This window comes from Pseudomonas sp. Con_6 (assembly GCF_059379395.1).
The window spans coordinates 1,719,972-1,741,485 of record NZ_CM182011.1 but is presented as its reverse complement, the minus strand read 5'-3'; the positions used below and the strand labels follow the sequence as shown (position 1 = coordinate 1,741,485).

Below are 21,514 nucleotides of genomic sequence, written 5' to 3'. Positions count from 1 at the left end.
GGGGTCTCCGCGGGCCACTGTCGACAGGCGGGAAGCGACGACAGCTGGAAAGGTGGCCACGGGGGGACAGGCGCAGGCGTCGGGCGACAGGGCCCGGCAAACCGCGCATCACCCTCCGTGATGCCGTTGACTGTTTGCAGGCCGGTCTCCGGGCTCATGAGTGGACCTTCACGGTCCCGACCGGGCGCCTTCCCGGGGTGGATACCCAGTGGCCTTGCGCGGTCTTGGCTCATCTACCGTTGCGGGGGCAGCGCCGGGATCGCACGTCTTGCGTGCCCACCGGCTTCCCTGTTTCACCCTGTCGACGCCGAGGTCACAGAGCACCTGAAACAAGTCGCGAAGGTTAGAGGGTTGCATCCGGAGCGTCAATTGGAGACGGCGGTCACAGCCCGGACCAATGGCACTATCCGCAGGCTGTGCCATGGTGATATCAAATCGCCATGGTTTTCGCTGTACTCGTACAACAATTACGAAAGGAGAGCAGCATGCAAGGCCTGATTCTCAACAACCCTCGGCTTGAATTCCTGCGTCCGGCGCTGGAGCGTTGGGGCGAATCCATCGAGCGCTTCAACCAGGTCCTGGGTGATGGCGAAGGTCCTTACTGGCAAGGCGTCCAAGCCAACCTCGGCACGCTATCCGCAGCCATCTGGCAGGCAGAACTCGTGACCTTGCAGGGCTACCAGAGCAAGAAGCAGCGCGATGAAGGCGAACGCGGCGCGCACTGCGACCTGCTGATCGCCAGCCGTGATGAATCGGCCTACCTGCATGCCGAGCAGCGCTGGCCGAAGGTGGGACGCCTGGACCTCAGTGGTGCCTTGCAGGAAACCGGCGCGGTGGCGAAAGGCATCGCCTATCCGAGCCAGCTGAAGCTCGCGGCGCTGTTCGTCAGCCCGGTGAAGCTGGAAAAGCATGCCAGCCCGGAAGAGTTGCAGGACATGGTGGATGACCTGCAGAAGCACAATGCCTGTGCCATTGCCTGGTGTTTCCCGTATGGGTATCGCAAGCTGCATGATGAGTTCGGGCAGTACTATCCTGGGGTGGCGTTGTTGTTGAAGCAGGTTTGACCCTGAAATGCCTGTCTTGAGCCTTGTAGCGTCCTTGAGATCGAGCGCCGCCCGCGCGGCGCTCGATCTCAAGGACGCTACAAGGCTCAAGGCGAGCACCTGCAAGCCCTGATACATTCCCAAACCAAGCATCCGGATTCATACAGCCCCCACCCCATATCCAACTGAACCACCCTCCCCCGCCCCACCTCTGACCTGTAACGCCCCCACCGTTACGCGAAGGAGTCGAGCATGTCCTCACTGCGCATTGCCGTGCTGCTGGCCCTCACCACCGGCCTGACCGCCTGTGGCGAATCCGCGCGCCTGCAGGTCACCGATGGCAGCGGCCCGTCGCCGCAACTGCCGGAACCGAACAAGACCCTGATCCCCACGGTGAACATCGCCCCGGCCGTGGGCTGGGCCGGTGGCGCCAAGCCAACCGCCGCCCAAGGCACCCAGGTCGCGGCCTTCGCCGACGGCCTGGACCACCCGCGCTGGCTCTACGTGCTGCCCAACGGCGACGTGCTGGTGGCGGAAACCAATGCACCGGAGAAACCCGAGGACGGCAAGGGCATCCGCGGCTGGGTAATGAAGAAGGTCATGGCCAAGGCCGGCGCCGGCGTGCCCAGCCCCAACCGCATCACCCTGCTGCGCGATGCCGACAAGGACGGCGTCGCGGAAACCCGCACGGTATTCCTCAAGGACCTGAATTCGCCGTTCGGCATGACCCTGGTCGGCAACGAGCTGTACGTCGCCGACACCGACCGCCTGCTGCGCTTCAAGTACCAGGACGGCGCCACCTCGCTGGAGGGACCGGGTGAGCCGGTCACCGACCTGCCGGGTGGTCCGCTCAACCACCACTGGACCAAGAACGTCATCGCCAGCCGCGACGGCAAGAAGCTCTACGTCACCGTCGGCTCCAACAGCAACGTCGCCGAGAACGGCATGGACAAGGAGAAGGAGCGCGCAGCGATCTGGGAAGTGGATCCGGCCACGGGCCAGCACCGGGTGTTCGCCTCCGGCCTGCGCAACCCCAACGGCCTGGCGTGGGAGCCCCATAGCGGACAACTATGGACCGCAGTGAACGAGCGCGACGAGATCGGCAGCGACCTGGTCCCGGACTACATAACCTCGGTGCGTGACGGCGGGTTCTATGGCTGGCCATACAGCTACTACGGCCAGCATGTCGACGTGCGCGTCCAGCCTGGCGACCCGAACCTGGTGGCCAAGGCCCTGGTGCCGGACTACGCGGTAGGCCCGCATACCGCCTCGCTGGGCCTGGCCTTCGCCGACGGGACGCTGCCGCCGCCGTTCGACCAGGGTGCGCTGATCGGCCAGCATGGCTCGTGGAACCGCAAGCCCCATAGCGGCTACAAGGTGCTGTTCGTGCCGTTCAGCAGCGAAGGCAAGCCGGCGGGCAAGCCGATCGACCTGTTGACGGGCTTTTTGAATGACAACGGCAAGGCGATGGGGCGGCCGGTGGGCGTGGTGACCGACCAGCGTGGCGGGGTGCTGGTGGCGGATGATGTGGGGAATGTGGTCTGGCGGGTGAGCAAGGCTCGTTAAGCGAGGGTGTTTCCACTGGCCTCATCGCAGGCATTACCCGCGATGAGGCCATCAGCACCAGCGGAAGACTACGGGTTACGCGCCAGATGCTCAGGCGCCTTCAGCACCCGCTTGGCATTCAGGTACGACCGCTGCCAATAGTTGTTCGACAGGTAATCCAGCCGCACTGTCCCGCCCGTGGACGGCGCATGCACGAAACGCCCCTCGCCCACGTAGATACCGGCATGGTTCACCTGGCTGCCACCGTTCGTCGCAAAGAACACCAGGTCCCCCGATTGCAGGGCATCGCGCTGCACATCCGGGGCACGCATGACGATCAGCTCGCGGGTCGAACGCGGCAGAGCGATCCCCGCCGCGTCACGATAGACATAGCCGATCAACCCGCTGCAATCGAACCCCGAATCCGGCGTGTTGCCACCCCAGCGATACGGCGTGCCCACCAGGCCCAACGCGCGGAAAAGCACGTCGTCAGCGGCTGGCGAGTAGGTAAGAGGCGTAGGAACGTAGGCCGGCTGGACCACCGGAGGCGGGGTCGGGGCGTGGCTGGAGCAGGCACTGAGGAGTGCCGCCAGGGACAATACCGCTAGGCGCGCCATTATCGTCATCTCAGAACATCCTGTCTGAAAGGGTCCGGCTCAGGCCGGAAAATTAGTGAGAATCAAGATTAGACGTTTTCTGTAAACACGCACGGCGACTAGCTTTTCAGCATCGTCGCCGTGTCTTGTGACACTACCCTGGAGCGCTTAGTTGCTCGAAAGTTGGGTCGGTGCCATGGCCAAGGCGCGCTTGGCTTCGATAAACGTCTTGCTCCAGTAGCGATCGCCCAGGCTGTCGATGCGCACACCACCGCTGCGGCGGCTGCTGGAGTGAATGAATTGGTTGTCGCCAAGGTAGATACCGGCGTGGCTGACGCGACCGCGGCCGTTGGTGCTGAAGAACAGCAGGTCACCCGGCTTGAGGTTGTTGCGCGAGACCAGCGGGGCATCCACGTTGATCATTTCGCGGGTGGAGCGCGGCAGGTTCATGCCGGCCTCTTCGCGGAACAGGTAGCCGATGAAACCACTGCAATCGAAGCCGGACTGCTCGGAGGTGCCACCGAAGCGGTAGCGGGTACCGATCAGGGCCATGCCACGCTCGAGAATGCTGTCGGCCAGGACTGGCAGTTGGTAGGACTTGCTGCTGGAGAAGGCTTCCAGATCCTGCTCGGTGGCCAGCTCTTCCTCGAACACCGAATCATCGGCGATGGTGGCGGTTTTATGAGCGGTCTTGGCGGAAACGGAATAGTGATCCTGCTGTTGCTGGACCGGGCCTTGGGCCGCGCAGCCAACCAGCAGCGTCACGAGTGCGAGGGGCACGAGGGGTGCGAAGCGATTCAGCATGGGCACGACCGTGTCTTTGGATTCGAATGAAGCCGCGACTATGCCTTCTATCGATTCGATTTGCAAATTCAATCGAAAAAAATGTGACTTTTATGTGCCGTGGGTCAAGGACGGGGTTTACCAGCCCAATGTTTCCTTCAAAAAGGGAATGGTGAGCTTGCGTTTTTCCTGCAGCGAGGCCTGGTCGAGACGCTCCAGCAGGTCGAACAGCGCGCTCATGCTGCGGGTGCCGCGGGTGAGAATGAAGTGCCCGACCTCATCGGTCATGTGCAGGCCACGACGCGAGGCACGCAGTTGCAGGGCGCGCAGCTTGTCTTCATCGGTCAGGGCGCGCATCTGGAAGATCAGGGCCAGGGTCAGGCGTGACTTGAGGTCCGCCAGCTTGATCGGCAGTTCCCGCGGCGACGCCGAGGCAGCGATCAGCAAACGCCGGCCGCTGTCGCGCAGGCGGTTGAACAGGTGGAACATGGCCTCTTCCCACTCCGGCTTGCCGGCGATGACGTGAAGGTCGTCGAGACACACCAGCTCGTACTGTTCGAGGTGATCCAGCAGTTCGACACCACGGTCGAGCAGTTGCGCGAGAGGAAGGTACACCGCGGGTTCGCCCAGTTGCTCGAAACGCAGGCAGGCCGCCTGCAGCAGGTGGGTACGCCCGACCCCCTGCTTGCCCCACAGGTAGATGAGGCTTTCGGTCCAGCCGGCGTCGGCTTCGCAGAGTCGCTCGACGTAGCCCAATGCGGCGGCGTTGGCACCCGGATAGTAGTTGATGAAGGTGGCGTCATCGCGCAGACGCACACCCAGGGGCAACTGGATCGGTTTCATGCTGGCTGGGCGGTTGCGAAGAACCGCAAAGGGCCCTTGGTAAAAGTTTGCAAAGTCTATACCCGCGACGCCAGTCGCACAATGAGCGAAGGAAATCAAAGGGTTGGAGCAGCTGCAAGCTACAAGTTTCAAGCGGCAAGAAAAAGCGGTGGCGACGCGGACCGCTCTTTCTTGCCGCTTATGGCTTGCGGCTTGCAGCCTTTTTTAGAGTTCAGGATCGATTTCTTCGCCGTACATGTCCGACTTCTTATAGAAGTCATGGGCATGGCGCAGCAGCACCATGATCACCGCGGCTGCCGGCAGGGCCAGCAACACACCGGTAAAGCCGAACAGCTCGCCACCGGCAAGAATGGCGAAGATCACTGCGACCGGGTGCAGGCCAATGCGATCCCCCACCAGCAGCGGCGTCAGGACCATGCCCTCGAGCGCCTGGCCGACCATGAACACCGCGGCGATGCCCAGCAGCGGGTAGATGTCGCCACCGAACTGGAACAGCCCGGCGATCATTGCCGCGCCAATGCCGATGATAAAGCCCATGTACGGCACGATGGCCGCCAGCCCCGCCAGCAGGCCGATCAGCAGGCCCAGTTCGAGCCCCACCAACATCAGCCCACTCGCGTAGATCACACCCAGCGCCAGCATCACCAGCAACTGGCCGCGGACGAAGGCGCCGAGCACCTCGTGACACTCCCCTGCCAGTTCTACTACCTGCGGCTCGCGCTGGCGCGGCAGCAGGCTGCGCAGCTTGGCCATCATCAGGTCCCAGTCGCGCAGCAGATAGAAGCCTACTACCGGGATCAGCACCAGGTTGGCCAGCCAGCCGACCAGGGCCAGCCCGGACGCGGTGACCTGGGACAGGACCACTCCGACGATGTCGGTGGTCTGGCCCATGTGCTCGCCGATAGCGGCCTTGACCTTGTCGAACTTCCAGAAACCATCGGCCAGGCCCAGTTTCGCCTGGGCCCAGGGCAAGGCCACGTGTTGCAGCCAGTCGAGCATCTGCGGCGCCAGCTCGTAGAGGCGCACCAGTTGCTTGGCCAGCATCGGGATCAGCACCAGCAGCATGGCCAGCAGGATCAGGCTGAACAGGGCGAAGACCACCACTACCCCGGCGGTACGCGACAGCCCCATGCGTTCAAGGCGATCCACCAGCGGATCGGCCAGGTAAGCCAAGAGAATGCCGACCAGGAACGGCGACAGGATCCCGTGCAGGAAATACAGGAGCACCACCAGCAACACCAGTGCGCCCAAGGCGATCCAGCGGCGTGTATCGATCATCGCCATGGCTCCTTACCAGCGGAATCGCAGGCCGTTGAACGGCGCGACAGCCGGTGCCGGGGCGACACCCTCGGCGGGCGGGGCAACCGGGGCCGGCGGCGCGGTCTCGGCCGGCAGCTCCTGCAGCTTCGCCAGGCCGAGTTGGGCACGCAGTTGCTCGGCACTGCCCGACGCCTTCCAGGTCATCATGTCGCCCTGCACCTCGGTCACCCGCCCGGCGAATGGCTCAAGCACCCGGCCCAGCTCGGCATAGCGCTCCAGATTCATGCCCTGCACCTGGAATAGCTGCTCACCGCTGGCCCCGGGCTTGACCACGAAGCGCGGCGCCAGGCGCTGGCTCACCGCGAGCATCACCGCATCGGCAAGCGCTGCCTGGTCGGCGCCCTCGACCTTGCCCTGCTCGCGCTGGTCGCCCAGCCACAAGCGCCAGATGCCGCTCCACTTGCTATCGGCTTCGCTGGCGTGCACCGCCAGCAGCGCATCGGCGGCATAGCGCCCGGACGCGGCCTGCAATGGTGCCGGATCGGTGCCCTCGAGGTTCTTCGCGGTGGCCACCAGTTGCTCTTCAAGGTCACCCAGCGGCAGGCGCAGCGGCAGGCCACGGTGTTGGGCAGCACGGCGCAGCACGTCCGCGCTGGCCTGGCCGTCGCCGACCAGGCTGGAACCTTCGGTGCTGTCGTTCAGCCACCAGCCGAGGATCGCCGGGCGGTTGCTGCCCCAGAGGGCCAGGCCGGCCTTGCGCAGGGCGCGCTCGGTGCTGCCGGGGTCAAACTCCACCAGCAGGGTTTCCGGCGGGCCGGCCTCGAAGCCGAACTGGCTGATGATCTGCTGCGGGTCTTTGCGCAACTCGGCAAGCCCCGGGTTCTGCGGCGCCTTGGGGTCGCCGGTGAGGCGCAGGACCAGAGTGTCCAGCGCAGCCTGGGTGGCCTGGGCCTTGGCTTCGGCGTCCTGCCCGGTCACCGGCTCGCGGACCTGGTACAACCCGGAAACGGTTTCGGCCTGGGCCGTCATGGCGAACAAGGCAACGCAGCAACCCAACAGATATGAACGCAAACGCATGGAGGATTCCTGTCCAGATAAGAAAGTAGCGAAAGCCAAGACTCCCGCCACAGCGCAAAATTCACTCAAGGGCGCTGTTTCACCTCCTATACCTTATACAGGCCGTGACCCGGCAACCACCCGCGCGCCGCGATTCGCGTTTTTTCCTCGGATTCAGGCCCTGCCCGTCGGCCTGAGGATGGCCGCTGCCGGGCAACCCTGATAAAATCGCGCGCCTTCGCAGACCGCTGACGGTCGGGCAGGCGGATCCACTTCCCCGCAGCCTGACAGGTCACGGTCGATTCCCCCGAATCCCTCCCTCCTAAAGGCCTGGATCACATGAGCAAGCAACCCTCCCTGAGCTACAAGGACGCCGGTGTAGACATCGACGCCGGCGAAGCACTGGTCGAACGCATCAAAGGCGTGGCCAAGCGCACCGCGCGCCCGGAAGTCATGGGCGGCCTGGGCGGTTTTGGCGCCCTGTGTGAAATCCCGGCCGGTTACAAGCAGCCTGTCCTGGTCTCCGGCACCGACGGCGTCGGCACCAAGCTGCGCCTGGCGCTGAACCTGAACAAGCACGACTCCATCGGCCAGGACCTGGTCGCCATGTGCGTCAACGACCTGGTGGTCTGCGGCGCCGAACCGCTGTTCTTCCTCGACTACTACGCCACCGGCAAGCTGAACGTCGACGTGGCCGCCACCGTGGTCACCGGCATCGGTGCCGGTTGCGAACTGGCCGGCTGCTCGCTGGTCGGCGGTGAAACCGCGGAAATGCCAGGCATGTACGAAGGCGAAGACTACGACCTGGCCGGCTTCTGCGTCGGCGTGGTCGAGAAGGCCGAGATCATCGACGGCTCGAAAGTCGCCACCGGCGACGCGCTGATCGCCCTGCCGTCGTCCGGCCCGCACTCCAACGGCTACTCGCTGATCCGCAAGATCATCGAAGTCTCAGGCGCCGACATCGAGCAGGTGCAACTGGACGGCAAGCCGCTGACCGAACTGCTGATGGCTCCGACCCGCATCTACGTCAAGCCGCTGCTGAAGCTGATCAAGGACACCGGCGCGGTCAAGGCCATGGCCCACATCACCGGCGGCGGCCTGCTGGACAACATCCCTCGCGTGCTGCCGAAAGGCGCCCAGGCGATCGTCGACGTGGCGAGCTGGGAGCGTCCGGCCGTGTTCAACTGGCTGCAGGAGCAAGGCAACGTCGACGAGCACGAAATGCACCGCGTCCTGAACTGCGGCGTCGGCATGGTCATCTGCGTCGCCCAGGACCAGGTCGAAGTGGCCCTGAATACCCTGCGCGCTGCAGGTGAGCAGCCATGGGTCATCGGCCAGATCGGCGTTGCCGCCGAAGGCGCCGCCCAGGTCGAGCTGAAGAACGTCAAGGCGCACTGATGCCCACGACGAAGTGCGATGTGGTGGTGTTGCTGTCGGGTTCCGGCAGCAACCTGCAAGCCCTGATCGACAGCGCCCGTGCCGGGGACTCCCCGGTACGGATCCGCGCCGTGATTTCCAACCGCGCCGACGCCTACGGGCTGCAGCGTGCCCGTGACGCAGGCATCGACACCGCTGTGCTCGACCACAAGGCCTTCGACGGTCGTGAAGCCTTCGACAAGGCCCTGGTCGAGCAGATCGATGCCTTCTCGCCGCAACTGGTGGTACTTGCAGGCTTCATGCGCATCCTCAGTGGCGACTTCGTTCGCCATTACGAAGGCCGCCTGTTGAATATCCACCCTTCCCTGCTGCCCAGGTACAAAGGCCTGCACACCCATCAGCGCGCGCTGGAAGCCGGCGACCGCGAGCATGGCTGCAGCGTGCACTTCGTCACCGAGGAACTCGATGGCGGGCCGCTGGTCGTACAGGCAATCATTCCGGTGGCCCCGGATGACACGCCAGAAAGCCTGGCGCAGAGGGTTCACGGCCAGGAACACCAGATTTACCCGCTGGCGGTGCGCTGGTTCGCCGAAGGCCGTTTGCGCCTGGGCGAACACGGTGCTCTACTGGATGGCCAGACATTGGCGGCCAGCGGCCACTTGATTCGACCCTAGGAGATTTTATGCGTCGCGCCCTGCTTCTCGCTCTTGCCGTGCTCGCACTGCCGCTCCAGGCAGCCGACCTGAAACCGTTCTCGGCCAGCTACACCGCCGACTGGAAGCAACTGCCCATGAGCGGCACCGCCGAGCGCAGCCTGGAACAAGGTGCCAACGGCACCTGGAACCTCAACTTCAAGGCGTCGATGATGATCGCCAGCCTGACCGAGCAGAGCACGCTGAAACTGGACAAGGACACCCTGCTGCCGCAGACCTACCATTTCGAGCGCGGCGGCCTGGGCAAGGCGAAGAAGGTCGACCTGGCCTTCGACTGGACGCAGAAGGTCATCACCGGCAGCGACCGGGGCGATGCGGTCAAGCTGCCGCTCAACCGCGGCGTGCTGGACAAATCGACCTACCAGCTGGCACTGCAGCATGACGTCGCTGCCGGAAAGAAAAGCGTGAGTTACCAGGTGGTCGATGGCGACGAGATCGATACCTACGACTTCCGCGTGCTGGGCACGGAGAAGGTCAATACCAAGAACGGCCAGGTCGATGCGGTCAAGGTCGAGCGCGTACGCGACCCGAGCCAGAGCAAGCGCATCACCGAGCTGTGGTTTGCCAAGGACTGGGACTACCTGCTGGTGCAACTGCGCCAGGTCGAAACCGATGGCAAGGAATACGTGATCGTGCTGCAGGACGGCACGGTGGATGGCAGGTCGGTCAAGGGCAATTGAGACGCTGCTTTGCGTAGCAAAAGAAACCCCGCATCGGCGGGGTTTTCTTTTGCCTGCAAGGGCCTCAAGGCCAACCATGAAAGATCTTTCATCGCTGTTTTAATTTACTTAGCCAGCTAACAAACTCTATAAAAGAGGCCTGCGACAGAGTGCCGCAGTTAATCGGATTTGGAGTTTGCACATGACTGTCAAAGTAACTGAGCGCGACGAATCGAAACTGTCCCACGAAGGTGTCGCCGCCGGCGTACGCATCTGGGATGTGCACCAGCAGGGCCAATTGGTCGGCATGTTCCACACTGAACACGAAGCCCACCGCTACCGCATGGAACTGGAAGTCTGGGAGACCCGCCAGGCCAAGTCCTGAGCCGCAGCCCTGAAAGCACAAACCCCGCCGAGGCGGGGTTTGTCGTTTGTTACCACATGAGATCGTCAGGAATGACGTAGGCGGCATACGGGTCGTCGGCATCCGGCTCTTCCACCTGGGTGTTGAGCAGGAGGATGCGCTGGGGATCGCGTTCCTGGATCTTCACTGCGGCTTCTCGCGGGATGATCTCGTAGCCGCCGCCATGGGCGACGATGGCCAGCGAGCCGCTGCTCAGCTTGCTGCGCATCAGGGCGTTGACCGAGATGCGCTTGACCTTCTTGTCGTCGACGAAGTTGTAGTAGTCCTCGGTATTCAGCTTGGGCAGGCGCGACACCTCGATCAACTGCTTGATCTGCGCGGCACGGGCCTTCTGCTCGGCCTTTTCCTGCTGCTGACGGTTCAGTTCCTGATCGCGCGCGGCCTTCTCGGCCATCGCTTCCTTGGCCAGACGCTGCTGGCTGTCGTCCACCTCGACCTGGCCTTTTTGCTCCAGGCGCTTCTGTTTCTTCTGGTCTTTGTTGACCTGCTTGACCTGCTTCTGGTTGACCAGACCGGCTTTGAGCAATTGGTCGCGAAGGGAAAGGCTCATTGGTGTTCACTCACTTATGCATCACGCTCAGCCGCAGCTGGGCAGGTTCTTTTCCTGACGCTTGGCTTCGCCCCAGAGCGCGTCCAAGTCTTCGAGGGTGCAATCTTCGATCGGACGCCCGCTGTCGCGCAATGCCTGCTCGATAAAACGGAAGCGTCGTTCGAACTTGGCGTTGCCGGCACGCAGGGCGTTCTCCGGGTCGATCTTCAAGTGCCGGGCCAGGTTGACCGTGGCGAACAGCAGGTCACCGACCTCATCGGCCAGCGCCGCAGCGTCGTTGTCGGCCATGGCTTCCAGCACTTCATCCAGCTCTTCGCGGACCTTGTCCAGCACCGGTAGCGGGCCGGGCCAGTCGAAACCGACCTGGGCCGCACGTTTCTGCAACTTGGCCGCGCGGGACAAGGCCGGCAGCGCTGCCGGCACGTCATCGAGCAGCGACAGCTGTTGCGGGGTGCTTTTCTCGGCACGTTCCTCGGCCTTGATCTGCTCCCAGCGGTGCTTGACCTGTTCTTCGTCGAGCCGCGGGGTGTCCAGCGGCGCGTATAGCTCGCCGGTGGGGAACACATGGGGGTGACGACGGATCAGCTTGCGGGTGATGCTGTCGATCACCCCGGAAAATTCGAAGCGGCCCTCTTCCAGGGCCAACTGGCTGTAGTAGACCACCTGGAACAGCAGATCGCCGAGCTCGCCCTGCAGGTGCTCGAAGTCGCCACGCTCGATGGCGTCGGCCACCTCGTAGGCCTCCTCAAGGGTGTGCGGGACGATGGTCGCGTAGGTCTGTTTGAGGTCCCAGGGGCAGCCATACTGCGGGTCGCGCAGCCGGGCCATGAGGTGCAGCAGGTCGTCCAGGGTGTACATCGGGGATTCTCGTCAGAGGCCGTCGTTCGTTGCAGGATAGACCCGTCGCCACCATGAGGTGGCGACGGGCTGGCCTCGGTCATGGCGTTCGGTTGCGCCGGGTCTCGATGATGTTGGGCAGTTGCGAGATGCGCCCGAGCAAGCGCCCGAGGGCGTCCAGGCCGGGGATCTCGATGGTCAGCGACATCAGTGCGGTGTTGTCTTCCTTGTTCGAGCGGGTGTTCACCGCCAGCACGTTGATCCGCTCGTTGAGCAGGACCTGGGAGACGTCACGCAGCAAGCCCGGACGGTCGTAGGCGCGGACCATGATGTCCACCGGATAGGTCTGCACCGGCACCGGGCCCCAACTGACCTGGATCATCCGCTCCGGCTCGCGCCCGGCCAGTTGCAGCACCGAGGCGCAATCCTGGCGGTGTATGGTCACACCGCGGCCCTGGGTGATGTAGCCGACGATTGCGTCGCCCGGCAGCGGCTGACAACAGCCGGCCATCTGGGTCAGCAGGTTGCCCACGCCCTGGATCTGGATATCACCGCGCTTGCCCGGCTTGAAGCCAGTGGCCTTGCGCGTGATCAGGTCGATTTCCTCGATCCGCTCCGGCTCGACCAGTTGCTGCGCGGCGTTGACCAGGTGGGCCAGGCGCAAATCGCCGGCCCCGAGGGAGGCGAACATGTCCTCGGCAGTGCGCAGGTTGGCTTTTTCCGCCAGACGCTCGAAGTCCACCTGGGGCAGACCGAGGCGGCTCAGTTCGCGCTCCAGCAGGGTCTTGCCGGCGGCAACGTTCTGGTCACGGGCTTGCAGCTTGAACCAGTGGACGATCTTCGCCCGCGCCCGCGAGGTGGTGACGTAGCCCAGGTTCGAGTTCAGCCAGTCACGGCTCGGGTTGCCGTGCTTGCTGGTGATGATCTCGACCTGCTCGCCGGTCTGCAGGCTGTAGTTGAGCGGCACGATACGCCCGTTGATCTTGGCGCCTCGGCAGTTGTGGCCGATCTCGGTGTGCACGCGGTAGGCGAAGTCCAGCGGCGTGGCGCCCTTGGGCAGGTCGATGGCATGGCCGTCGGGGGTGAACACATAGACCCGGTCCGGCTCGATATCGACCCGCAGTTGCTCGGCCAGGCCGCCGATGTCACCCAGTTCCTCGTGCCACTCCAGTACCTGGCGCAGCCAGGAAATCTTCTCTTCGTAGTGGTTGGAACCGGACTTGACGTCGGTACCCTTGTAGCGCCAGTGCGCGCAAACGCCGAGTTCGGCTTCCTCGTGCATGGCGTGGGTGCGGATCTGCACCTCCAGGACCTTGCCCTCGGGGCCGATCACCGCGGTGTGCAGCGAGCGGTAGCCGTTTTCCTTGGGGTTGGCGATGTAGTCGTCGAACTCCTTGGGAATGTGCCGCCACAGGGTGTGGACGATACCCAGCGCGGTGTAGCAGTCGCGCATTTCCGGAACCAGCACGCGCACCGCGCGCACGTCGTAGATCTGGCTGAACTCCAGGCCCTTGCGCTGCATCTTGCGCCAGATGGAATAGATGTGTTTTGCCCGACCGCTGATATCGGCCTTCACGCCGGTGGCCAGCAACTCGTTCTGCAACTGCGCCATGACGTCGTTGATGAAGCGTTCGCGATCCAGCCGGCGCTCATGCAGGAGCTTGGCGATCTGCTTGTACTGGTCGGGTTCCAGGTAGCGGAAGGACAGGTCTTCCAGCTCCCACTTGATGTGACCGATACCCAGGCGGTGCGCCAGCGGCGCGTAGATGTCGAAGACCTCGCGGGCGACGCGGTTGCGCTTCTCGTCGTCGGCGCTCTTCACCGCACGGATCGCACAGGTCCGCTCGGCCAGCTTGATCAGGGCGACGCGGACGTCGTCGACCATGGCCACCAGCATCTTGCGCAGGTTCTCCACCTGCGTCTGGGAACCCAGCACCAGCGACTGGCGCGGATTCATACTGGCGCTGATGGCGGCCATGCGCAGCACGCCGTCGATCAGCTTGGAAACCACCGGACCGAAACGCTGGGCGACCTCGGCCAGGGTGACCTTGCCCTCGCGCACTGCGCGGTAGATGATCGCCGCGACCAGCGAGTCCTGGTCAAGCTTGAGGTCGGCGAGGATCTCGGCGATTTCCAGGCCCGCCTGGAAGCTCGAGGTACCGTCAGCCCAGGAATGTTTTTCCTGGTTGCCCTGCTTCTCGATTTCCTGGGCGAACTCGCAGGCCACCTTGAGGGCTTCGCGGTTCAGCGCCGCATCGACGCTGCACACGTGATCCAGCCATGCTTCGAGATTGATACTGCCGTCGGTGTTGACCGGCTGGTGCACTCTCACCTGTACCATCTTTGTTTACCTTTCCCTACGGCGCATGCGCGATGCGCTTGAAAACTCGGGTGCGGTCCCGCCAGTTCCGGAACCGCACCGGGCGGCCAGCAACGCTAGCCCACCTCGAATAACGCCATGGCCTCGACATGTGCTGTCTGCGGGAACATGTCGAGGATCCCGGCCCTTTTTAACCGGTAACCCTGCTTGATCAATTCAAGCGTATCGCGGGCCAGGGTCGCCGGATTGCACGACACGTAGACCAGCCGCTTGGCACCTAGTGCTGCGATTTTTCTGACGACCTCGTAGGCACCGTCTCGCGGTGGGTCCAAGAGTACCGCAGAAAACCCTTCCGCCGCCCATCCGGACGCACTCAAGGGTTGGGATAAATCCGCCTGAAAACAGCGAACATTATTCAAATTATTGCTACGAGCATTGGCCGCGGCCCGTTCCACCATCGCCTGCACGCCTTCCACAGCCACCACCTCGGCAGAGCGCTGGGCCAGCGGCAGGGCGAAGTTGCCCAGGCCGCAGAACAGGTCCAGCACGCGCTCGTCGGTTTTCGGCGCCAACCAGTCGAGGGCCTGCTCGATCATTGCGGTATTGACCCCGGCGTTAACCTGGACGAAATCCCCCGGGCGATAGGCCAGGGTCAGCTTCCAGGGCTCCAGGGCGAAACCCAGTTCCTGGCCTGCCTCGGCCGGCTCCGGTGCGCCCTCGCCTTGCAGCCAGAGTTGCACCTGGGCTTCGGCGCAGAACGCCTTCAGCTTCGCCGTGTCCGCCTCGCCCAGCGCGCCGGTATGGCGCACCAGCATGGCCAGGGCGGTACCGCTGAACAGCTCGACATGCCCGATCAACTGCGGCCTGGCCAGGCTCTGCAACAACAGCGGCAGGTGACGCATCACCGACTGCAAGGGCTGTACCAGCACCGGGCAGTCGTCGATGGCGACGATGTCCTGGCTGGCTTCGGCGCGGAAACCGACCTCCAGCTTCTTCACCCTCTGGTCCCAGCGCACGGCAACCCGGGCGCGCCGGCGGTAGCCGAATTCCGGCCCGCTGAGAGGGGCCGCCCATTGCTCGGGAGCAACCCCGGCAACACGCTGCAACTGCTCGGCGAGCAGGCGCTGCTTGAGTTCAAGCTGGTCGGCATGGGGAATGTGCTGCAGGTTGCAGCCGCCACAGCGGTCGAAGTGCCGACACGGCGCTTCACGGCGCTGTGGGTTCGCGGTGATGACCCGCTCAAGGCGCGCCTCGACCACCTTGCCATGGGCGTTCAACACCCGCGCCTCGACCTCTTCACCGGCCAGCGCACCGCTGACGAACCAGGTGCGCCCTTCGATGAAGGCAATGCCGCGACCATCACCGGCCAGGCGCTCGATCGCCAGGCGCTGCTTCTTGCCCACCGGGACCTGGGGCGCGCGGCTGCCGCCGGCCGGCTGGAAGCGCAAGCCGCCGTTACGTTTGCTTTTGGACATCAGCGATCCGCGTCGAAAATGCCGGTCGACAGGTAGCGGTCGCCGCGGTCGCAGATGATCGCGACCATCGTCGCGTTCTCCACTTCGCGGGACAGGCGCAGCATGGCCGCCACCGCACCGCCGGAGGACACGCCACAGAAGATGCCTTCTTCACGGGCCAGGCGACGGGTGGTTTCCTCGGCTTCGCTCTGGGCCATGTCGACCACGCGATCGACGCGCTCGGCCTGGAAGATCGACGGCAGGTATTCATGCGGCCAGCGGCGAATGCCCGGAATGGCCGAGCCTTCCATCGGCTGCAGGCCGACAATCTGGATCGCCGGGTTCTGCTCCTTGAGGTAGCGCGAACAGCCCATGATGGTGCCGGTGGTGCCCATGGAGCTGACGAAATGGGTGATGCTGCCGCCGGTCTGACGCCAGATTTCCGGGCCGGTACTGACGTAGTGGGCCTCGGGGTTGTCGCCGTTGCCGAACTGGTCGAGGACCAGGCCGCGGCCTTCGTCGCGCAAGCGCTCGGCGAGGTCGCGGGCGCCCTCCATGCCTTCTTCCTTGCTGACCAGGATCAGCTCGGCGCCATAGGCGGTCATCGCCGCCTTGCGTTCGGCGCTGGAGTTGTCCGGCATGATCAGGATCATCTTGTAGCCCTTGATCGCCGCGGCCATCGCCAGGGCGATCCCGGTGTTGCCGGAAGTCGCCTCGATCAGCGTGTCACCTGGCTTGATCTGCCCGCGCAGTTCGGCGCGGGTGATCATCGACAGCGCCGGACGGTCCTTGACCGAACCCGCCGGGTTGTTGCCTTCGAGTTTCACCAGGAGGGTATTGCTGGTCTCGCCGGCCATGCGTTGCAGGCGGACCAGAGGGGTGTTGCCGACGCAATCGGCAATGGTGGGGTACTGCACGGTCATGGCGTTTTCGCAATCCAGACTCACGGGGCCGCCTATCATACCGGCAAACCGTCGCACTCCATATCACGCAATATGCGGGACTTATAGCGGATCGCTATATCTGCACCGTCGCTTGTGCCGCCCGCAGATGGAAATTCAGGCGCAGGCCACGTCCGCTGTTCTGCGCCCACAGGCGCCCGCCCTGCCGTTGCACGGCGTTGCGGGCGATGCTCAGGCCCAGGCCGAAGCCGCCGTCGCCGGGACGCGAGCCGTCGAGGCGGGTGAAGGCGGCGAAGATCCGCTCCAACTCAGCCTCGTCCACACCGCCACCTTCATCTTCCAGCCAGATCAGCCAGTGCTCGCCCTGGCGCTGGCCGCCAAGGCGGATCTGGCCGTCCGCAGGGGAATGGCGAATGGCGTTGCGCAGTATGTTTTCCAGGGCCTGGGCCAGGCTGTTGAGGTTGCCGCGGACCCAGCAGTCGCCACCCAGCTCGCAGTGCAGTTGCGCACGGGGCCAGCCGCTTTCGAAACAGGCGTCCTCACAGAGCATTTCCCATAGCGCCACGACCTGGATCGGCTCGCTGGGCAACGGCGCCCGCTCGGCATCCAGCCACGCCAATTGCAGCGCGTCTTCCACCAGGCGCTGCATGCATTCGACTTCGCGGCTGAGACGTTCGCGCAAGCAGCTCAGGTCTTGCTCACTATCGCTGGCCACCTGCAGGCGGCTCAGCGGCGTACGCAATTCATGGGAAAGGTCGCGCAACAGTTGCTGCTGCAGCGCCACGGTGCCTTGCAGGCGCTCGGCCATGTCGTCGAAGGCGCGGCCCAGTTCACCGAATTCGTCCTGGCGACTGGTGGTACTGCTGGCCACCCGCGCGGTGAGGCGCTCGGCACGCCAGGCGTTGGCCTGGTCACGCAACTGGTGCAGTGGACGGATCAGCATGCGGTACAGGCCGACGCAGAACAGCAGGGTCAGCAGCCCGGGAATCAGGCCGTTGGTGACCATGCGCCAGAACATCAGGTTCCAGCGGTCGGGCACCAGTCGTTGCGGCAGCTCGATCACCAGGCTGCCGAGGGAGGAATCGTTGGGAAAAGGCACGCGCATCCAGGGCACGGTGCTGGAATGGCGACTGATCGGACGATCGACGCTGCGCAGGTTGGTCAGGCGTATCAGTTGCGCGTCGGTCAGGGGCAGGCTGCCGAGGGGCTGCAGGTCCGGCCCGATCACGCTGATGAAGCCACTTTCGCGATCGCGCATCCCGGTCAGCCACAGGTCGATGCCCGCGCCGCCGCCGCTTTCCAGAGCGTGCTCGGCCTCGGCGGCATACCCCTTGAGCAGATCTCGCGCCTGTTGCCCAAGGTAGGCGTTGCGCACTTCCATGTGCCGGCCCCAGGACAGGCTCAGGCCGATCAGCAGCAGGCAGAAGCCCACCATGAGGATCGCCAGTTTCCAGAACAGCGAGTGACGATTGGGCAACTCACTAATCCTCGCCGGCGCTCAGGACATAGCCCTGGCCCCACACGGTGCGGACCTGACGCTCGTGGTAACCGATAGCCTTGAGCTTGCGGCGGATCTGGCTGATATGCATGTCCAGGCTGCGGTCATGGCGCGAGTAACCGCGCTGGAGCACATGCTGGTAGAGAAATGGCTTGCTCAGCACCTCGTCGTTGCTGCGCTGCAGGGTATCGAGCAAGCGGTACTCGCTGGGAGTCAGGCCGGCCCACTGGCCGCCATGACAGACATCGCTGGCCTCGTCGTCGAAGCGCAGCTCGCTGCTTGGCGTCTTGTTCGCCGGCGAATAACGTCGCTCCAGGTCGACCCGACGCAGGATGGCCTCGATGCGCACCCGCAGTTCCGCCATGCTGAACGGCTTGGGCAGGTAGTCGTCGGCACCGCGTTCGAAGCCGGTAATGCGGTCCGCCTCCGCACCCAGCGCCGACATCATGATCACCGGCGTGCCGCTGCGCTCGCGCAATTGCACCAGGGCATCGAGACCGGTCATGCCCGGCAGCAGGATGTCCATCAGCACCACGTCGAAGTGCTGCTGGCGCGCCTGGTCCAGGCCTTCGCGACCGCTGCGGCACCAGGTCACGAGAAACCCACTACGCTCCAGTTGCTCGTACAGGTAAGCGCCGAGCACCGGATCGTCTTCGATGGCGAGGATGTTGGGATTGCGGATCACTGCGGGATTCATTGGCGTCTGCTAGCAATTCTCAATTGCGCGATTATTGAGCATTACCCTCCCCCAGGCAACCGCACAGGCGTACAAGGTCCGCCCCACGCAACGGAGACAAATGAGTGCAATACAGCGACAGTCGCGGTAGCGTGCTGCCCACCCAGCGCCGCACAGATACAGGAGACCGGGCGTGCTGAATCGATTTGGAATCAGGACCCGCGTGCTCTTGCTCGCCGTGGTGCCCGCCGCAGCCATGGCCCTGGTGCTTGGAGGCTATTTCACCTGGCTACAGCAGAACGAGCTGCAAAGCCAGTTGCTGCAACGTGGACAGATGATCGCCGAAAGCCTGGCACCACTGGCCGGCTCGCCCCTGGCGCGCAAGGACCGCGCGCAACTGGAACGGATCGCCGCGCAAACGCTGGAACAGGCCGACGTGCGCTCGGTGTCCTTCCTCGCCCCAGATCGCGCCAGCCTCGCCCACGCCGGGCCGAGCATGCTCAACATGCCGCCCGCCGGTGGCGGCACGCAGTTGCTGCAACGCTCCGGCAGCGACGCCACGCGCTACCTGCTGCCGGTATTCGGTCATCACCGCGACCTCACCGACGATCCGGTGCCGCAGGAGGCCGAACGCTTGCTGGGCTGGGTGGAAATCGAGATTTCCCACAGCGGCACCCTGCTGCGCGGCTACCGCAGCCTGTTCGCCAGCCTGCTGCTGATCCTGATCGGGCTGATGGCCACTACCTTGCTGGCCCTGCGCATGAGCCGGGCGATCAACGGCCCGATCGGGCAAATCAAACACGCAGTGAGCCAGCTCAAGGACGGCAACCTCGAAGAGCGCCTGCCGACCATGGGCAGCTATGAGCTGGACGAACTGGCCGCCGGCATCAACCGCATGGCCGAAACCTTGCACAGCGCCCACGAAGAACTGCAGCACAGCATCGACCAGGCCACCGAGGACGTGCGGCAGAACCTGGAAACCATCGAGATCCAGAACATCGAGCTGGACATGGCGCGCAAGGAGGCCATCGAAGCGAGCCGGATCAAGTCCGAGTTCCTCGCCAACATGAGTCACGAGATCCGCACGCCGCTCAACGGCATCCTCGGCTTCACCCACCTGCTGCAGAAAAGCGAGTTGACCCCGCGCCAGCACGACTACCTCGGCACAATCGAGAAATCCGCCGACAGCCTGCTGGGGATCATCAACGAGATCCTCGACTTCTCCAAGATCGAGGCCGGCAAGCTGGTGCTGGAGAGCATCCCGTTCAACCTGCGAGACCTGATCCAGGACACCCTGACCATCCTCGCCCCGGCGGCCCACGCCAAGCAGCTCGAACTGGTCAGCCTGGTGTACCGCGACACGCCGTTGTCGCTGATCGGCGATCCGTTGCGGCTGAAGCAGATTCTCACCAACCTGGTGAGCAACGCGATCAAGTTCACCCGCGAAGGCACCATCGTCGCCCGCGCCATGCTCGAAGACGAACGCGAGGACTCGGTGCAGTTGCGCATCTGCATCCAGGACACCGGGATCGGCCTCTCGGCGCAGGATGTGCGGGCACTGTTCCAGGCCTTCAGCCAGGCCGACAACTCGCTGTCGCGCCAGCCCGGCGGCACTGGCCTGGGCCTGGTGATTTCCAAGCGCCTGATCGAGCAGATGGGCGGCGAGATCGGCGTCGACAGCACCCCGGGCGAAGGTTCGCAGTTCTGGATCAGCCTGAGCCTGCCCAAGGCCCGCGACACCACCGAGGACCAGCCGCTGCCGGCCCTGCATGGGCGGCGCACGGCGATCACCGACAACCACGAACTAGCGCGCCAGGCACTGGAACACCAACTGGAGGATTGCGGCCTGGCGGTGAGCACCTTCGGCTCGCCGGAACAACTGCTGACCGCCGTCGAAGCCGCGCACCTGGCCGGGCAGCCCTTCGAGCTGGCGGTACTCGGGGTCAACCTGCACGACCTGCCGCCAGACCGCCTCGGCCAGCTGATCCAGCGCCTGGAGCAGTTCGCCTGCCTGGCGCTGGTGCTCTGCCCGACCACCGAGCAGACCCTCTACCATCCCTACCTGCCCAACGCCCACGGTCAGCTCTATGCCAAACCGGCGTGCACGCGCAAGTTGCGCCGGGCGCTGCTGGAGCTGGTCCAGCCACCCCGCAGCCCGACCGAATTCAAGCCGGCCCCGGGCCAGCGTCTGCCGAAAGTGCTGTGCGTCGATGACAACCCGGCCAACCTGCTGTTGGTACAGACCCTGTTGGAAGACCTCGGCGCCGAGGTACTGGCAGTGGACAGCGGCAAGGCCGCGCTCAAGGCGGTGCAGCAGGATAGTTTCGACCTGGTGCTGATGGACGTGCAGATGCCGGGCATGGACGGTCGCGAATGCACCGAGCAGATCCGTCGCTGGGAAGCCGGCCAGGGCGGCCAGGCCCTGCCCATCGTGGCCCTGACTGCCCATGCCATGGCCAACGAGAAGCGCGCCCTGCTGCACAGCGGCATGGACGACTACCTGACCAAGCCGATCAGCGACCGGCAACTGGCTCAGGTGGTGCAGAAGTGGACCGGCCTGCCAGTCACTGTCACCCGTGACGACCGCAGTTCCAGCAGCCCTCATAGCGGTAGCGAACTGAAGGTACTCGATCCCGAAGAGGGCCTGCGCCTGGCCGCCGGTAAGCCGGACCTGGCTGCGGACATGCTGGCGATGCTGCTGGCCTCGCTGGAGTCCGATCGCCATGCGATCCGCGCGGCCCGCGACACCGGCGACCGCGCCGCGACCATCGAGCGCGTGCACCGCCTCAACGGCGCCACCCGCTACTGCGGCGTGCCGCAATTGCGGGCGGCCTGCCAGCGCAGCGAAACCCTGCTGAAACAAGACGACCCGCAAGCCCAGCAGTCCCTGGATGACCTGGAACGGGCCATCGACCGCCTGACCCACGCTGCGCGCCAGAGCGCCTGACCTGGGGCAAGGCCGAACGCGCCAGGTGTGG

The 21,514-nt window shown here is 64.5% G+C and carries 19 protein-coding genes and 1 riboswitch; of the genes, 7 read left to right on the top strand and 12 right to left on the bottom strand.

The genetic code is table 11. The features are described 5' to 3' along the window. Positions 1-122: 122 nt before the first annotated feature. A riboswitch (cobalamin riboswitch) is annotated at positions 123-343 on the bottom strand. A 142-nt stretch (positions 344-485) separates the two neighbouring features. Continuing rightward, complete coding sequence (locus tag AC5QPF_RS07975; RefSeq protein WP_494962717.1) at positions 486-1,064, top strand: hypothetical protein; 579 nt, start codon at positions 486-488, stop codon at positions 1,062-1,064. Positions 1,065-1,295: 231 nt separating this feature from the next. Next, positions 1,296-2,609 (top strand): PQQ-dependent sugar dehydrogenase, encoded by a 1,314-nt coding sequence (locus AC5QPF_RS07970; RefSeq protein ID WP_494962716.1) that lies wholly within the window; start codon positions 1,296-1,298, stop codon positions 2,607-2,609. Positions 2,610-2,677: 68 nt separating this feature from the next. On the opposite strand, the gene AC5QPF_RS07965 is transcribed toward AC5QPF_RS07970, so the two are convergent. From AC5QPF_RS07965 to AC5QPF_RS07945, 5 genes are all read right to left on the bottom strand, one after another. Further along, on the bottom strand, positions 2,678-3,214 hold the full coding sequence (locus tag AC5QPF_RS07965; RefSeq protein WP_494962715.1) for an NlpC/P60 family protein: 537 nt from the start codon (positions 3,212-3,214) through the stop codon (positions 2,678-2,680). A gap of 138 nt (positions 3,215-3,352) precedes the next feature. Next, positions 3,353-3,988, bottom strand: a complete 636-nt coding sequence (locus tag AC5QPF_RS07960) for an NlpC/P60 family protein (RefSeq protein WP_494962714.1) — start codon at positions 3,986-3,988, stop codon at positions 3,353-3,355. Between the two features lie 117 nt (positions 3,989-4,105). Next, complete coding sequence (gene hda / locus AC5QPF_RS07955) at positions 4,106-4,810, bottom strand: DnaA regulatory inactivator Hda (protein ID WP_494962713.1); 705 nt, start codon at positions 4,808-4,810, stop codon at positions 4,106-4,108. Between the two features lie 204 nt (positions 4,811-5,014). Next, on the bottom strand, positions 5,015-6,088 hold the full coding sequence (locus AC5QPF_RS07950; RefSeq protein ID WP_494962712.1) for an AI-2E family transporter: 1,074 nt from the start codon (positions 6,086-6,088) through the stop codon (positions 5,015-5,017). A 12-nt stretch (positions 6,089-6,100) separates the two neighbouring features. Continuing rightward, positions 6,101-7,147: a DUF8605 domain-containing protein gene (locus AC5QPF_RS07945; protein WP_494962711.1), complete on the bottom strand. Its 1,047-nt coding sequence runs from the start codon at positions 7,145-7,147 to the stop codon at positions 6,101-6,103. A 318-nt stretch (positions 7,148-7,465) separates the two neighbouring features. Here AC5QPF_RS07945 and purM point away from each other — a divergent pair, with 318 nt between their 5' ends. The 4 genes from purM to AC5QPF_RS07925 all read left to right on the top strand — a co-directional run bounded on the left by purM (position 7,466) and on the right by AC5QPF_RS07925 (position 10,260). Next, positions 7,466-8,524: a phosphoribosylformylglycinamidine cyclo-ligase gene (gene purM / locus AC5QPF_RS07940; RefSeq protein WP_494962710.1), complete on the top strand. Its 1,059-nt coding sequence runs from the start codon at positions 7,466-7,468 to the stop codon at positions 8,522-8,524. Next, positions 8,524-9,177, top strand: coding sequence for a phosphoribosylglycinamide formyltransferase (gene purN / locus AC5QPF_RS07935; protein WP_494962709.1), 654 nt, complete (start codon positions 8,524-8,526; stop codon positions 9,175-9,177). The genes purM and purN overlap by 1 nt, the downstream gene beginning before the upstream one ends. Before the next feature lie 8 nt (positions 9,178-9,185). Further along, positions 9,186-9,896, top strand: coding sequence for a DUF3108 domain-containing protein (locus AC5QPF_RS07930; RefSeq protein WP_494962708.1), 711 nt, complete (start codon positions 9,186-9,188; stop codon positions 9,894-9,896). Between the two features lie 181 nt (positions 9,897-10,077). Beyond that, positions 10,078-10,260 (top strand): hypothetical protein, encoded by a 183-nt coding sequence (locus AC5QPF_RS07925; RefSeq protein WP_494962707.1) that lies wholly within the window; start codon positions 10,078-10,080, stop codon positions 10,258-10,260. Between the two features lie 49 nt (positions 10,261-10,309). On the opposite strand, the gene AC5QPF_RS07920 is transcribed toward AC5QPF_RS07925, so the two are convergent. The 7 genes from AC5QPF_RS07920 to AC5QPF_RS07890 all read right to left on the bottom strand — a co-directional run bounded on the left by AC5QPF_RS07920 (position 10,310) and on the right by AC5QPF_RS07890 (position 18,557). Next, positions 10,310-10,849 (bottom strand): DUF2058 family protein, encoded by a 540-nt coding sequence (locus AC5QPF_RS07920; protein ID WP_494962706.1) that lies wholly within the window; start codon positions 10,847-10,849, stop codon positions 10,310-10,312. Positions 10,850-10,876: 27 nt separating this feature from the next. Continuing rightward, positions 10,877-11,707: a nucleoside triphosphate pyrophosphohydrolase gene (mazG, locus tag AC5QPF_RS07915; protein ID WP_494962705.1), complete on the bottom strand. Its 831-nt coding sequence runs from the start codon at positions 11,705-11,707 to the stop codon at positions 10,877-10,879. Between the two features lie 79 nt (positions 11,708-11,786). Beyond that, on the bottom strand, positions 11,787-14,027 hold the full coding sequence (gene relA / locus AC5QPF_RS07910) for a GTP diphosphokinase (RefSeq protein WP_494962704.1): 2,241 nt from the start codon (positions 14,025-14,027) through the stop codon (positions 11,787-11,789). 95 nt (positions 14,028-14,122) lie between these two features. Then, a complete protein-coding gene (gene rlmD / locus AC5QPF_RS07905) occupies positions 14,123-15,481 on the bottom strand; it encodes a 23S rRNA (uracil(1939)-C(5))-methyltransferase RlmD (RefSeq protein ID WP_494962703.1) in 1,359 nt (452 codons plus the stop codon). Further along, a complete protein-coding gene (gene cysM, locus AC5QPF_RS07900; RefSeq protein WP_494964139.1) occupies positions 15,481-16,383 on the bottom strand; it encodes a cysteine synthase CysM in 903 nt (300 codons plus the stop codon). The genes rlmD and cysM overlap by 1 nt, the downstream gene beginning before the upstream one ends. 94 nt (positions 16,384-16,477) lie before the next feature. After that, positions 16,478-17,797, bottom strand: a complete 1,320-nt coding sequence (locus AC5QPF_RS07895; RefSeq protein WP_494964138.1) for a histidine kinase sensor domain-containing protein — start codon at positions 17,795-17,797, stop codon at positions 16,478-16,480. Between the two features lie 46 nt (positions 17,798-17,843). After that, the gene (locus tag AC5QPF_RS07890) at positions 17,844-18,557 is read right to left on the bottom strand and encodes a response regulator (RefSeq protein WP_494962702.1); all 714 of its coding nucleotides are present in this window, start codon (positions 18,555-18,557) and stop codon (positions 17,844-17,846) included. 172 nt (positions 18,558-18,729) lie between these two features. Between AC5QPF_RS07890 and AC5QPF_RS07885 the strand changes: the two genes are divergently transcribed. Beyond that, positions 18,730-21,483 (top strand): response regulator, encoded by a 2,754-nt coding sequence (locus AC5QPF_RS07885; protein ID WP_494962701.1) that lies wholly within the window; start codon positions 18,730-18,732, stop codon positions 21,481-21,483. Positions 21,484-21,514: the final 31 nt, after the last annotated feature.

Coding starts and splice junctions, on each gene's coding strand:
- AC5QPF_RS07975 (WP_494962717.1), top strand. CDS start 486: ATGCAAGGCCTGATTCTCAACAACCCTCGGCTTGAATTCCTGCGTCCG.
- AC5QPF_RS07970 (WP_494962716.1), top strand. CDS start 1,296: ATGTCCTCACTGCGCATTGCCGTGCTGCTGGCCCTCACCACCGGCCTG.
- AC5QPF_RS07965 (WP_494962715.1), bottom strand. CDS start 3,214: ATGACGATAATGGCGCGCCTAGCGGTATTGTCCCTGGCGGCACTCCTC.
- AC5QPF_RS07960 (WP_494962714.1), bottom strand. CDS start 3,988: ATGCTGAATCGCTTCGCACCCCTCGTGCCCCTCGCACTCGTGACGCTG.
- hda (WP_494962713.1), bottom strand. CDS start 4,810: ATGAAACCGATCCAGTTGCCCCTGGGTGTGCGTCTGCGCGATGACGCC.
- AC5QPF_RS07950 (WP_494962712.1), bottom strand. CDS start 6,088: ATGATCGATACACGCCGCTGGATCGCCTTGGGCGCACTGGTGTTGCTG.
- AC5QPF_RS07945 (WP_494962711.1), bottom strand. CDS start 7,147: ATGCGTTTGCGTTCATATCTGTTGGGTTGCTGCGTTGCCTTGTTCGCC.
- purM (WP_494962710.1), top strand. CDS start 7,466: ATGAGCAAGCAACCCTCCCTGAGCTACAAGGACGCCGGTGTAGACATC.
- purN (WP_494962709.1), top strand. CDS start 8,524: ATGCCCACGACGAAGTGCGATGTGGTGGTGTTGCTGTCGGGTTCCGGC.
- AC5QPF_RS07930 (WP_494962708.1), top strand. CDS start 9,186: ATGCGTCGCGCCCTGCTTCTCGCTCTTGCCGTGCTCGCACTGCCGCTC.
- AC5QPF_RS07925 (WP_494962707.1), top strand. CDS start 10,078: ATGACTGTCAAAGTAACTGAGCGCGACGAATCGAAACTGTCCCACGAA.
- AC5QPF_RS07920 (WP_494962706.1), bottom strand. CDS start 10,849: ATGAGCCTTTCCCTTCGCGACCAATTGCTCAAAGCCGGTCTGGTCAAC.
- mazG (WP_494962705.1), bottom strand. CDS start 11,707: ATGTACACCCTGGACGACCTGCTGCACCTCATGGCCCGGCTGCGCGAC.
- relA (WP_494962704.1), bottom strand. CDS start 14,027: ATGGTACAGGTGAGAGTGCACCAGCCGGTCAACACCGACGGCAGTATC.
- rlmD (WP_494962703.1), bottom strand. CDS start 15,481: ATGTCCAAAAGCAAACGTAACGGCGGCTTGCGCTTCCAGCCGGCCGGC.
- cysM (WP_494964139.1), bottom strand. CDS start 16,383: ATGACCGTGCAGTACCCCACCATTGCCGATTGCGTCGGCAACACCCCT.
- AC5QPF_RS07895 (WP_494964138.1), bottom strand. CDS start 17,797: ATGGTGGGCTTCTGCCTGCTGCTGATCGGCCTGAGCCTGTCCTGGGGC.
- AC5QPF_RS07890 (WP_494962702.1), bottom strand. CDS start 18,557: ATGAATCCCGCAGTGATCCGCAATCCCAACATCCTCGCCATCGAAGAC.